11 protein-coding genes are annotated in these 12,875 nt (G+C 47.4%); all 11 read left to right on the top strand.

What is annotated here, in order from left to right:
• Positions 1-97 precede the first annotated feature (97 nt).
• Positions 98-556: a CopY/TcrY family copper transport repressor gene (locus FC20_RS00300; RefSeq protein WP_008461758.1), complete on the top strand. Its 459-nt coding sequence runs from the start codon at positions 98-100 to the stop codon at positions 554-556.
• A 42-nt stretch (positions 557-598) separates the two neighbouring features.
• A complete protein-coding gene (locus FC20_RS00295; RefSeq protein WP_008461760.1) occupies positions 599-973 on the top strand; it encodes a cupredoxin domain-containing protein in 375 nt (124 codons plus the stop codon).
• Positions 973-1,248, top strand: coding sequence for a cupredoxin domain-containing protein (locus tag FC20_RS00290; protein ID WP_008461761.1), 276 nt, complete (start codon positions 973-975; stop codon positions 1,246-1,248). Before FC20_RS00295 ends, FC20_RS00290 begins: the two co-directional genes overlap by 1 nt.
• On the top strand, positions 1,249-3,156 hold the full coding sequence (locus FC20_RS00285) for a copper-translocating P-type ATPase (protein WP_008461763.1): 1,908 nt from the start codon (positions 1,249-1,251) through the stop codon (positions 3,154-3,156).
• Positions 3,157-3,300: 144 nt separating this feature from the next.
• Positions 3,301-3,687: a fluoride efflux transporter FluC gene (locus FC20_RS00280; protein ID WP_008461765.1), complete on the top strand. Its 387-nt coding sequence runs from the start codon at positions 3,301-3,303 to the stop codon at positions 3,685-3,687.
• A 2-nt stretch (positions 3,688-3,689) separates the two neighbouring features.
• A complete protein-coding gene (gene crcB, locus FC20_RS00275) occupies positions 3,690-4,046 on the top strand; it encodes a fluoride efflux transporter CrcB (protein WP_008461767.1) in 357 nt (118 codons plus the stop codon).
• Between the two features lie 6 nt (positions 4,047-4,052).
• Positions 4,053-4,802 carry a hypothetical protein gene (locus FC20_RS00270; RefSeq protein ID WP_008461769.1) on the top strand — a complete coding sequence of 250 codons (750 nt, stop codon included), beginning with the start codon at positions 4,053-4,055 and terminating at the stop codon, positions 4,800-4,802.
• 200 nt (positions 4,803-5,002) lie between these two features.
• Positions 5,003-5,338, top strand: coding sequence for a hypothetical protein (locus tag FC20_RS10780; RefSeq protein WP_008461771.1), 336 nt, complete (start codon positions 5,003-5,005; stop codon positions 5,336-5,338).
• Between the two features lie 88 nt (positions 5,339-5,426).
• Positions 5,427-8,594 (top strand): EAL domain-containing protein, encoded by a 3,168-nt coding sequence (locus FC20_RS10775; protein ID WP_162137590.1) that lies wholly within the window; start codon positions 5,427-5,429, stop codon positions 8,592-8,594.
• A gap of 94 nt (positions 8,595-8,688) precedes the next feature.
• The gene (locus FC20_RS00255) at positions 8,689-10,083 is read left to right on the top strand and encodes a hypothetical protein (protein ID WP_155859267.1); all 1,395 of its coding nucleotides are present in this window, start codon (positions 8,689-8,691) and stop codon (positions 10,081-10,083) included.
• A complete protein-coding gene (locus FC20_RS00250; protein ID WP_008461777.1) occupies positions 10,023-12,833 on the top strand; it encodes an EAL domain-containing protein in 2,811 nt (936 codons plus the stop codon). Before FC20_RS00255 ends, FC20_RS00250 begins: the two co-directional genes overlap by 61 nt.
• Positions 12,834-12,875 lie beyond the last annotated feature (42 nt).

Below are 12,875 nucleotides of genomic sequence, written 5' to 3'. Positions count from 1 at the left end.
TAATTATTGTAAGTTTACAGACGTAGACAGAAAACAAAAGTAAGAAGATAGATCACGATAAACATGTTTGGACGAATTGCTAAGGGAGGCAAAAATCATGAGTGAAAAAGATTGTCAGATTTCTAGCAGCGAATGGCAGGCCATGCGAATCGTTTGGTCTTTAGGCGAGGTGACTAGCAGCCAGGTGGTCGACCAGCTGCAGCAAAAGTACGGTTGGAGTGCGTCGACGACCAAGACCCTGCTGCGCCGGCTAGTCGAAAAAGGCTACCTGGAAGTGGCCAGAACCGGCCACCGTTTTTCCTACAAGGCTCAGCTGAGCGAAGAAGAGGGGATGTACCAAAACCTCAAAGCAGAACTTTCAGCCATGTGCGACATGCACAAGGGGGCGGTATTACTCCGGCTGATAGACGAGATTCCTTTGAGTCAAGAAGACATTGATTTGCTGGTTGCCAAACTGGAAGAAAAAAAGCAAACTGCTCCTGAGGCGGTCCCTTGCAACTGCCTAGCAGCTTGCCATCCGGTTATGGAAGAAATGACGATGAAGGCTGAGAAATAAAGCGATATTTCGAACTAGAAAAGATAAAAGAAGGTAAATAGGATGTTGATGAAAATACTTGTGGTAGCGATCGCCTTGGCTTTGACGGCCTTAACCTGCTGGTGGTTTTTCGGCAACTTTGACAAAAAGCAGGCCCATGCTGAAATCATTAATGGCCAGCAAGAGGGCCGCGTGGTGGTCAAGGGCGGCTATGAGCCAGAAGTCTTGTACTTAAAGCAGGGCGTGCCCGCCGAAATTACTTTTGACATGGAAGACCAAACAGCTTGTCTAAGCCGAGTAGTCTTCCCAGACTTAGGGGTTGACCAGGACCTGACTCTAGCCAAAGAAAGCAAAATCGTTATCCCAACCGACAAGAAGGGCGAAATTGACTACGCCTGCGGGATGAACATGTTCCATGGAAAGGTGATTGTACAATAATGTTCTTTTCAAACAAGCAAAAGCAAACCATCGTCGTTGACAAGGGCTATGAGCCAAGTGAAATTCACTTTAAGCAGGGCAAGCCTGCTGAAATTACTTTTAAAGTGAAGACTGATAATGCCTGTCTCCGGGAGGTTGACTTTAAGTCTTTAGACCAAAAAATGGACCTCTTTGCCCCAGGCAAGCACCAAATTGCCATTCCAACCGACCAAAAGGGGGAAATTCCTTTTGTCTGCGGGATGGACATGTTTCACGGAAAGATCGTGGTGGACTAGATGGAAATGACTAATTGGCGCCGCTTTTGGCTGTGCCTGGTCTTGGCCTTGCCCATGCTGGCTGAGATGACCTTGATGCTTTGGCACGTGATGCTGCCCTTTAGCAGAGAATACAGCCTGATCGCAACGACCCTGATCATGCTGATTGCGGCTAAGCCTTATATCGTCAGCGCCTGGGCCGCCTTTAAGCGGCACCTGGCCAACATGAACACCCTAGTCGCGGTTGGGACTTCCATTACCTACCTCTACAGCGTTTTTGCCTATTTCACGGGTCGGGCGGTGTATTTTGAAAGTGCGGCCTTTGTCTTGATCTTTGTCCTCTTAGGCGATGCCATGGAAGAAAAGATGCATGCTAACGCCGAAGCGGCCTTGAGCAAGCTGCTGGATTTGCAGGCTAAAGAGGCCGAAGTCAAGCGAAACGGGGAATTTATCAAGATACCGCTGGCTGAAGTGGTGCCTGGCGACATGATCAAGGTCCGGCCGGGTGAAAAGGTGCCAGTCGATGGCAAGGTCTTAGAGGGGCAAAGCACCATCAATGAAGCCATGGTGACTGGGGAAAGCATGCCGGTGAAAAAGCAGCCTGGCGACAGCGTGATTGGGGCGACCGTCAACGGGGCAGGGATGCTCTTGATGGAAGCCGAAAAAGTCGGCAAGGATACCATGCTGTCTCAGATCATGGACGTGGTGAAAAAGGCGCAAAATTCACGAGCTCCAATCCAAAAATTAACCGACCAGATCTCTAACTACTTCGTACCAATCGTTTTGATCTTGAGCATCGCGACTTTTACGGTTTGGTACCTGATCAGCAGCGACCCCGTGCAGGCCATGCTTTTTGCCGTGTCCGTCGTCGTAATTGCCTGCCCATGTGCCCTAGGCCTAGCAACGCCAACTGCTCTCTTAGTTGGCAGCAGCCGCAGCGCCCGTTTAGGTGTCTTGATCAAGGATGGGGAAGTCTTGGAAAAGGCGGCTAAAGTTGATGCCTTGGTCTTTGACAAGACTGGTACCTTAACTGAAGGTCACCCGCAAGTGGTGAACCAGGTGGGCGATTCAGACGCTTTGCTTTTAGCTGCTAGCCTGGAAGCCAGTTCTGAGCACCCTTTGGCTAGCGCCATTGTAGACCAGGCCCAAAAGGCTAAGTTGTCTTTATTGCCAGTTGCGAATTTTGCGGCGGTTGAAGGCCAGGGGGTCAAGGGGCTGATCGATGGCCAAGAAGTTCGGGTTGGTAAGGACGAATTTGCTGGTAATAGGATTTTTGCCAAACAGGGCGAAGCCTTGGCCAAAGAAGCTAAGACTGTCGTTTACGTGCAAAAGGCTGGCGAGACCATCGGCCTCTTGGCTTTGCAAGATCCACCAAAGGCTGAAGCCAAGAGCGTGATCCAGCAGCTGAAAGAGCGCAAGATCAAGACCGTGATGTTGACCGGGGATAACTCTGCTGTGGCTAATGCCATCGGCCAAGCACTAGGCTTAGACCAGGTGATTGCCGGCGTCTTGCCCCAGGAAAAGGCAGAAGTCATTGAAGAATTGAAAAAGACCGGTACAGTGGCCTTTGCCGGAGACGGGATCAATGACGCGCCAGCTTTAGCTACGGCTGATATCGGCATTGCCATGGGAACCGGGACCGACGTGGCCAAAGAAGCCGGCGGCATTGTCCTAGTCAAAAACGACCTGAAGGGCGTATTAAGAGCCCTGGACGTGGCCAAGAAGACCTTTCAAAGAATCAAGCTCAATCTCTTCTGGGCCTTGATCTACAACTTGATCGGGATTCCGATTGCGGCTGGCGTTTTAGTGGGGGTCGGCATTAGCTTAAGCCCTGAACTAGCCGGTTTAGCCATGGCCCTCAGCTCAGTTTCGGTTGTGACTTCTTCACTCATGCTCAACTGGGTCAAGATTGCTGGGCAGGCCAGCTAAAGTTAAGGCTAGGAAAAAATGACGCAAAAATTAAGTGAAATCGGTGTGATCGATTTCACTTTTTGTTTGCCTGTAAAGCGCTTTATGTTGTATGCTAATAACTAGTGTGTTATTCAAAGAAACATTCGTTAGTTAGGAGCAATTTTGGAAGCAACTAAAAAGTACTTGAGCGTAGCCTTTTTTGCCTTTTTGGGCGGGGCAGCGCGTTATGGCTTAAATCAGCAATTTTCTTTTTACGGCACTTTTGCCGGCAATATTTTAGGCTGTTTTTTGCTCGCTTTTTTAACTTACCTGTTCTTGAAGATCACGACTACCAAAGACTGGCTGGTAACTGGATTAAGCACGGGCTTTGTGGGGGCCTTTACCACTTTTTCCAGCTTTAACCTGGACACCTTGAAGCTGCTGGCAGCCGGGCAAAGCCTTGGCGCCTTGCTCTATTTTTTGCTCAGCATTCTGTGCGGCTTTTTCTTTGCTTTTTTGGGTAAAAAGGCTACACTGGCAGTCAGTCAAAAAATGATAGAAAGGAGCTAGAGATGGGCTTTGCAGCAGCATTTGGCGCTAGTTTTGGCGCAGTCTTACGCTATGCGATTACCAATTATGGCAAGAAGCACTGGATGAAGCAATCTGTTTTTCCGTGGCCAACCTTGCTGATCAACTTGACCGGAGCCTTTTTGCTGGGACTTTTGTTCCGGCTAAAGCTGGGCGTGTTCTGGTATGCCTTGCTGGGCAGCGGAGTGCTGGGCGGCTACACCACTTTTTCTACTTTGAACGTGGAGATGCTGTCTTTGGCAGACAGCGGCCAAAGGCGCACCTTGAAGCATTACTTGCTAGCCAGCTACTTGGGCGGCTTGGCCTTGGTGACTGTGGGCTATGCTCTAGGCGGCCTGTAAGAATTGATGAAGAAAAATTATCTACGGGTGCAAAAAATCATCTGTACCTTGTTAGCGATTCTCTCTTTAGTAGCCTTGCTGACGGGTCCGGTAACTTTTAAAATGGATGGTGCTAAGGATTTTGCATCAGACACGATCGAAAATTTTGCCAATGCCAAAAAGCCAACTGCGATGTCGATGGCGGCCAATGCGGCTATTAACTCTGGATTGAAAGATGACTTGGTCAAGGAATTGCCCAAAAAGGTTTCGCTGAGTGAATCCTATTTGAGCCTTTACCACCTAGTGGTCCGCTACCGGGAAAACCAAAAACTTAAGTCGTCTGACTTGAAGCTGCCGGCCAAAAATAGTTTGCAAGAGTTTTTATCTGAACTTATCCTGTACCTGGTCAACAGTGAGCTCAAGCTGCATGAGTCTGAGCTTCAGCAGATTACTCAAATTTACCAGCTGTCTTTGTGGGTTGTCTGCTTCTTGTATATTTTGGGCGTAGCCTTGTTGATCTTTAACAGGCACTTTGCCTGGCTGCCGATTTTGGTTGGCTCAGTCAGTGCTTTTGGCTTTCAGGTCTTTATCTGCAACTACCTGACCAAGCTGGCCCAGCAAGAAGTTTACAGCAAGATCTGGTTCAACTATTCCTGGCTTAGCGTTGCCGGGTTCGCAGTTGCCTTAGTCTTAGTTGCCTTTCTTTTTTATCAGGATTGGCGGAAATGGCGGGGCAAGGGACCAAAAACATCAGAATTAACCGAAACCGAGGAATAATCCTCGGCTTTTTATTTGGTTTTAAAGTAAGCGTTTGAATTTGTTTGACTTGCCGTTCGGTAATTAGTAATATATAATAACTAAAATACGTTTAAATTGGTGCTTTATTGCTATTTAACAAACAAATTAAAAGTTGATTAATTATTGGCTCTTAAAAATCTTGATATTACCGCGGGTAAAGTACAATTTTGGGAGAAAAGATGAAAAAGCAGCTTAGAGAAATTAATAAACAAGACATCACGAATAATGAAGTGGTGATAGCACTTTGCCAATTTGCTAACCAGCACTTAATTCCGGTTGCCTTGTCTAAAGGCATCTGCCACTTATACGGCTTAAGTCGCGAAAAACTCCTTGCTTTCTTGAGTCACGATCCTTACATGGGCATCTCCATGCGGGAAATTTCCGATGTCCAGCAAGACTTCTATGCCTTTATGCAAAGTGAAGAGGTCATCTACGAAAATCAATTTAGAATCAAGCTGCCTGCTGAAAAAAGATTATTGCTTGATGCAAGTCCAAGGGGAAAAAGTCCTTTGTGAGGGCCAGGAAATGATTCTTTTTTGGATGACCACTTTATCTTTAAAGCGATTAAAAGAACTGGACCAGCAAAGAGGTTTAGATATTCCCATGAAATCTACTTCCTATTGTCTCTTAAACGTGGATAGCCGTTATAACAGCGTGACTGGTCTGCCTAACATGCCTTATTTCTATGAACTGGCCGACGCTGGGATCAAGGCCCTGTTTCGGGCAGACAAGACTCCAGTCCTTTTAGCCTTTAACCTGATTGGCTTTAGTCATTTTAACGTCAGCTATTCCTATAGCGAAGGCAACAAGCTGCTGAAGGCTTTTGCTAATTTGCTGAGAAAGTATTTTGGCATTGAAAATTGCGGTCACTTCAATGAGGATGAGTTCTATGCTTTTACCGAAGACACAGATCTTGACAAAAGACTAGACAGTTTTATCCAGGAATGCCAAAGCATCAATGGGGGAAAGAGCCTAAATGTCAGAATTGGCGTTTATGACAGCGCTAATCTGCCTTATGATGATATTGCCTCTAGCTGCACCCTTGTTAAATCAGCTTGCAATTATGAGCACAGTGCTAAGTCTCATGTTACTTACTTCAGCAAGGACAACCAGCATGACTTGGAGCTGGAAAACTATGTCCTGAAGAATTTTGACCGGGCCTTAAAGGAAGGCTGGATTGAGCCTTTTTACCAGCCAATCGTCCGCATCTTAAACGGTCAGACAGGCAACTGGGAAGCCTTAGCTAGGTGGCGGGTGCCAGACAAGGGAATCTTGATGAATGAGCAGTTCGTGCCAATTTTGGACCGGGCGGGGATCCTCTACAAGATGGACCTTTACATGGTTGACCGGGTGATTGCCGACTTAAAGACGATGCAGGCCCAGGGCAGCGAGGATATTGCGATTTCCGTCAACCTCTTTAGCTCAGAATTTGAGCAGTACAATATGGCTGAAGAAATCGTCTCCCGCTTTGAAGCGAGTGGCTTAGACAAAGAACTTTTGGTCATCGAAATCAGCAATGATATCCGCAATTTGAATTCAGAAAAAGTCAAGGATCAGATTGAGATCTTCCACCGCCATGGCTTTTCCGTTTGGGTGGACAGCTTTGGGGAAGGCTATTCTTCCATCAGCATCATGAAGGATGACCTGCCAATTTCCTGCATCAAGTTTGATGCCAGTTTTATCACCGATGACAACTTTGACCGGTCTAAGAAAGTCTTGAAAAAGATGATCGAGCTAGCCGAAGAACTGGGAATCGATACGGTGGTCGGCGGCGTGGAAAATGCCAAGCAGCTGCTGACCTTGAGAGAAATCGGCTGCTCAGCCGCTCAAGGCTACTACTTTGGTCAGCCGCTGCCTTTTGCCAAAGCCTTTAGCACCTGGGTCAAGGGACCAAATGCCAACGTCGAGCAGCTGGCTGAATCCAACTACTACAACAGCATCGGGATGATGAGTCTAGAAAAGCCGCAATTTATTGAACCGATCCAGGACCATTTCCTCACCTTTGAGCAGCCAGACATGATTTTTGACCGCTACTTTAAGGGGACGCCGCTGGGCTTTTTGGAATACCGAGACGGTAAATTGCACTATTTAAGAGGAAACGAAGGCTACACCCAATACCTGCTTAGCTGCGGGTCGGTCACCCAAGAAGATTTAGAAGCGCATCCTTTTGCCACAGAGATGAAAAACATGGGCAAGCAGCTGTATCTAGAATTAGACCGCTGGATCAGAGAAGAATACTGGGAAAACCACAAGACCGAATGGCACTATGGCGTCCACAGCTACCCTAACGGTCTCTATGTGGAAGGCTACCAGCGCTTGATGTCTTATAACCCTTATACCAATGCCTATGCCATCGTTGACGTTTTAACTTCTTATAACGCCAACCAGGTCTACCAGCAAAGGCATGACTTAGGCAAGACGGCTGCCTTTAACCTCAATACCGACCAGTACCGGGACTTGCCAATTCCCTTTGTCACGGTCAGTCCAATTTACGACCATAAAAGGGTCGTTGACATGCAGTACGTTTATGTCAACCAGGCTTATTCTGAAATCATTGGCTTTGGCCGTGAAGAGCTGTTAGGAAACCTGATTTCCCTCTTCCACCAAAATGATGAGCTTGCTTTTTGGATGAAGGAGTTGCTGAAGGCCAAGAATGGGCAAAGCCACTCTGGGATCATGCAAAGAGACGATGGTCACTGGTATGAATACGTCATCGCCCCCGCCTCAGTTCCTGACGCCTATTCTTTTGCCATGATCAACATCGATGACCAAAAGCAAAAAGAGCAAGAAATTCAACAAAAGCAAAATACAACCAGTGAAATTCTGCGAATTTCAGAAATTCTGAACGTTGAAGGCAATGATTTCAAGCAGTCCATCCAAAAAGGACTAGCCAAACTTGGCGAAGATCTTCAGGCTGATCGGGTTTCCCTGATGGAAACTAGCGGCAATTCAGCGAAAAACGCCTATAGCTGGCATAAAGTAGGGCTGGCTGATGTCAAAGACAAGCAGCAGCATCTTAGCTTTGATTTAGATTCAGCTGGCTTTGGCATTGAAGAATTCGCAGTTGAAGACAGCTATCTTCTGACTGATCCAGGTCAGATCAAAGAAGCCTTTCCAGAGATTATTGCCTCATCCCCGGCAGACTACCACTTGAAGAATGTTTTGCTAGCACCATTTTATGAACACGGCGCGGTTCGTGGCTTCATCATGGTTGAAAATTTCAATTTGGACCTGAGTCTCGATTTTACCAACTTGATTGAACTGGTTTCTGACTTCTTTGGCTCCAAGATTACAGGCAGAAGGCTGGAAAAGCAAAGAGATACTGATGTCTTAACTGGCTTAAATGACCGCCACCCATATTTTGCCAAGCTGAAGCACTACCAAAAGAGCAAAAACTCCAAGGAAATTGGTATAATTTATATGGACTTAAACGGCTTGAAGGAAGCTAACGACAAGTTTGGCCACGAGGCCGGCGACAACCTTTTGATTAAGGCAAGCAAGTTTATTACCCAATACTTCAGCCGCAAGATGGTATATCGGGTCGGCGGGGATGAGTTTGTAGTGCTGGATGACCGGAATCCACGTGATGTTTTTGAAAAGGACTATCAGGCCTTTTTAAAGGCGATGACTGAGCCAGATGCACCATCAATTTCTGTTGGTTCTGTTTGGTGTGAGGATTCTCACCAAATAGAAGGCTGTGTTGAAGAAGCAGACCGCTCGATGCAGCGTAGCAAGGAAGCCTACTACCAAACGCACAAACGCTACCGGTAAAGACGTAAGACTAAGTATCAAGAAGTGAAAGCTGGAATTAAGCATGAAAAAAGTAAGAAGCAATACTATTTATTCAGCCATTGTCTTTTGTATAGTGGCAATATTTGCTATTCTCAGCTTTGTCGGGCAAGGGCAAACTAAATTTGGCGGGATGTACGCGAAAGACAGCTTAAGCTCGATCCAAAACAAGTGGACAAATGCCCAAGGGAAAAAGGTCGACCTCAACCACATTACTCCTACTAGTAATAAGGCGGTTAATTTGTACTACCAGCTGCCAAAGGAAATTACTGGCGGTCAGTACGTGATCTTTTTCTCCAACAATATCAAGCGGGTTGATGCTTATATTGGCAATAAACATATCTATCAAAGTCATGCCGAGATTGCGGCAGACTGGCTCAACTTTACCGAGCACTGGGAGGCCTTTACCAATAACATCGCCATTTCCAAGAGCGATGCTGGTAAAAAGCTCCGTGTTAAGCTGACCGGCTTTTACTATGGGACCGGACAGTTCAGCCATGCTAGCCTAGGAAGTGAAGGGGCCTTTTACAGCCACTTTATCCAAAAGAATGCCAATGTAATCTTGCTGGCGGTGATCGAAGTAGTTTTGGGGATTACCTCGATCTTCTTCGCTCTCTTTGCGCCGCTTGACATTAGAATCAAGCGTAGCCTGGCTTATTACGCCATTTCGGTGGTTCTGTGTGCGCTTTTGCAAATACAAAGTGAGATGCAGCTGACAGCCATTTTTGGCAATTACCGTCTGTGGCGGCTTTTTACCTATCCAGTACTAGTGGCTTTGCCTTATCTCTTGGTCACCATGATTAACGAGCAGCTGGAATTCCCGAAAGAAGGCAATGCCCTTTATGCCTTTGGCTTAACGGCTTTTTCAACGGCTTATGTTCTTTATAACAAGCTGGCTCGCGGAATCGATTTTAATGGTGACTTGCCAGTTTTAGTCTTGCTTGTCGGCTTGGCTTATGTCAGCGGGCTGGTCATCCAAATGGTTGATTACCGTTACGTGAAAAGGCTGCAGAAGCAGGAAATTGCGGAAGAAAAAGAAGACCCAGAATTTTCTGGGGATGACTTTAAGATTCGCCGGGATGTCCACTGGGCTTACTTTGCCTCTTTATCCGTGATGCTCATCTGTCTGGCCTGTGACTTATTTGGTCGTCACTTTATCAATTATAGTGCGGCGGTTACTGGTTATCCCTTTACCCGCTACGGCTTCTTCTTGTCTCAGCTGGGGATGTTTGTTCAGTTCTTCGTTTCTGAATTGAATGTGATGAAGAGACAGGGGCATGACGACACCTACAATGAGATGGTCAACTACGACCAGCTGACTGGTCTTTACACCCAGTATTACCTAACTGACAAGATCAGCAAGGAGCGGGCAGAGGATCCGTCCTTGATGCCGGCTGTCATCACATCAACTTGGCCAAGTTCAAGCTCTACAACGTCATCAATGGTCACGAAAAAGGTGACGAATGCTTGAAGCAGGTCGCTGACATCTTAAAGAGCGTGTTTGGCGAGGAAAACTTGGCTCGCTTTGGGAACGACCACTTTGTTATTGTTGACTTTGATGATGAAAATTCCATTGCCAAGGTTGAAAAGGCCAACCAGTTGGTGGCCCAGATTGACTTGTCCTTCAAGCTGTACTTGAAGGCTGGTATCTACTATTCAGACGGCAGCAAGTCGGTTGAAACGGAATATGACTATGCCAAGACTGCCTGTGACGAAGTCAAGGATGGGGCAGAAAACTGCTACCAAGTCTATACGGCAGAATTCAGCGAACAAGCTGAATACACCAAGTTTGTTGTCGACCACATCGATGATGCCATTCAAAATGGCGACATCCAGGTCTACTACCAGCCGCAAGTCCACCTGATGAATGGCAAGCTGAACGGGCTGGAAGCCTTGGTTAGATGGAATGACCCAAACCGGGGCTTCATGTCACCAGGCCGCTTTGTGCCGGTTTTGGAAGACAGTAATCTGACCTATAAGCTGGACCTGTATGTCCTAGAAGAAGCGATTAAGCTGATCAAGAGCCGGCTGAACCAGGGACTAAAGATGGTGCCAATCTCCTTCAACCTATCTAGAACCGACTTTGTCACGAGTGATCCTAACCAGATCTTGCTCGATTTGGTCAAAAAGTACGATATTCCCCGGGAAATGTTGCGGGTAGAAATCACGGAAACGATTTTGACTGAAGACCCCGTTAAGATCAAGCGAGCCATCGACCGCTTCCACCAAAATGGCTTCCAGGTCCTGATGGACGACTTTGGGAGCGGGGCATCATCTTTAAACACCTTGAAGGAATATGGCTTTGATGAAATCAAGCTGGACATGACCTTCATGCGCAAGTTTGACGAAAAGAGCGAAAAGGTTGTTAAGCCGTTGATCACCATGGCCAAGAGTCTGGGCGTCCATACTCTCTGTGAAGGGGTGGAAACCAAGGAGCAAATCGCCTTCTTAAAGTCGGTTGGCTGTGAGCTTGTGCAGGGTTACTACTACAGCAAGCCAAATATCTTTACCGAAGTCGTTGATCGATTGGATGAATTAGACGTTGACTGGGAAAACGCAGCAGAAAGCTCATTCTTTGAAACGGCTGGTTTAGTGGATGTCAATGTTGCTCAGCCCCTGGCTCTGTTGGCCATTGACGGACAAAATTTTAAGTCCTACTACATGAATGAGGGCTTCCGTTCTTTTGCAGCGCAAATTGGCGTCTGCCTGATTGGTGACCATGACCTGGCTTGGGACAACCAGGAAGAGCGCGATCACTTGCTCCAAGTGGCCAATGTGGTTAAACGGTCAAGTCATGAGCGGAAGATTCTTTTTGAAGCTGGCTCTTTAAGCTACCAGCTGAGCTTCCAAATGATCGTCAACATTGAGGGCAAGTGCCTCTTGAAGGTGCTTGTCTTGTCCAGCCAAAGAAACAACAGTCAAGTGGACAACAATGAATTTGACAACCTGCCGCTTCCATACTTTGTCGTGCGGCCATACTATGATAGCGACAAAGATCAGGCTGAATGTGAAATTGTCTCAGTTAACCGGGCCTTTACCGCCCAAGTTGACCTGGCTAAGAATGACCTCTTAGGCAAGAAGATGACGGAAGTCTTATCAGGCGGCAACCTGGCCTGGGTCAACCTGCCGCTGGATGTCTTAAGAACCAGCCGGGCTCGGTCAGAGCGGCTTTACTCTAAGTACATGCAGGCCTGGACGGAGTTTACCGTTTTGCCGGCCACTCTGCCGGGCTGCGTGGCCTTTGCCTTTACCAAGATTGAAGATAACGATGTGAAGCTGAAGGCCTTAAAGACTGGCAACGTAAACAGCCAGGTCAGCAGCCTGGCCCGCAGCTTGAACGGTCCAGAAGATGCAGCTTCAGAGATCAACTTCTCCATGGTCCAAATCGCCAGCTTGCTGGAGCCAGAGCGGGTTTATACCTTGGCTAATGAAAATGGCAAGATCGAAGTGGAAGCTGAATGGACCAAGGACAAGAGCATGCTTCGTCGGATGTCTGACCGCTTGGCCGAGAAGCTGCCAGAATATCTGGAAAAGCTGCGGGCGGGAAAGGACTTCTTGTTAATCAGCGACATGGAGCGCCTTCGTTTTGACCGGGAGCTCTATGAAATCAATCGGAAAAATGTCCGGATCTTGATGTTCCCACTCTTTAGCGGGCAAAAGCTTTTAGGCTATATTGGCGTGGAAAACTTTGACTCTGACCGCCTGGCTTATGCCAAGGACCTCTTGAGCGAGTACAGCAAGTATCTGGCAGCCAAATTGGTTGCGATGCTCCGGTTGAGACAATTGGACCCAAGCCGGGGGAGCGACCACTTGACGGCCTTGGGCAACCAGGCCGCCTTTAATGAGGAACTGAATGAGCTTAAGGAGCAGCGGCAAGTATCATCTTTGATCTACTTTGACCTGTACAACCTGCAAGCATTCAATGCCAGTCATGACCCACAAGAAGGGAACCTACTCTTGCAAAATACGGCTGACTTCTTGAACCAGTACTTTGACGTCCGCCAGCTCTACCGGATTGGCGGCAAGCTCTTTGCCGCGGTTATGCCAGAGGCAGATCAGGCAGAGCTGGATGCCAAAATGGCTGCTGTGAAAGAGGGCTTAAAGACTAGTGATCCAGTTAAACTGAAGGTTGCTGGCAAGCTTTGTCCCTACCCGCGCCACGTCCAAGATGTGGCCCGGCAACTGGATCAAGAAATCAATCGCATGAAAGTAGAAGCATAGTTTTCAGATTATAGAAAAGGAGACAGGGCGTCTCCTTTTTTG

The sequence above is a fragment of the Lactobacillus equicursoris DSM 19284 = JCM 14600 = CIP 110162 genome (assembly GCF_001434815.1).
Taxonomy (GTDB): Bacteria; Bacillota; Bacilli; order Lactobacillales; family Lactobacillaceae; genus Lactobacillus; species Lactobacillus equicursoris.
This window is presented reverse-complemented; position numbering and strand designations above follow the sequence as displayed.

Bases quoted from the DNA above. Each gene is read 5' to 3' on its own strand.
- FC20_RS00300 (WP_008461758.1), top strand. From the start codon at position 98: ATGAGTGAAAAAGATTGTCAGATTTCTAGCAGCGAATGGCAGGCCATG.
- FC20_RS00295 (WP_008461760.1), top strand. From the start codon at position 599: ATGTTGATGAAAATACTTGTGGTAGCGATCGCCTTGGCTTTGACGGCC.
- FC20_RS00290 (WP_008461761.1), top strand. From the start codon at position 973: ATGTTCTTTTCAAACAAGCAAAAGCAAACCATCGTCGTTGACAAGGGC.
- FC20_RS00285 (WP_008461763.1), top strand. From the start codon at position 1,249: ATGGAAATGACTAATTGGCGCCGCTTTTGGCTGTGCCTGGTCTTGGCC.
- crcB (WP_008461767.1), top strand. From the start codon at position 3,690: ATGGGCTTTGCAGCAGCATTTGGCGCTAGTTTTGGCGCAGTCTTACGC.
- FC20_RS00270 (WP_008461769.1), top strand. From the start codon at position 4,053: ATGAAGAAAAATTATCTACGGGTGCAAAAAATCATCTGTACCTTGTTA.
- FC20_RS10780 (WP_008461771.1), top strand. From the start codon at position 5,003: ATGAAAAAGCAGCTTAGAGAAATTAATAAACAAGACATCACGAATAAT.
- FC20_RS10775 (WP_162137590.1), top strand. From the start codon at position 5,427: ATGAAATCTACTTCCTATTGTCTCTTAAACGTGGATAGCCGTTATAAC.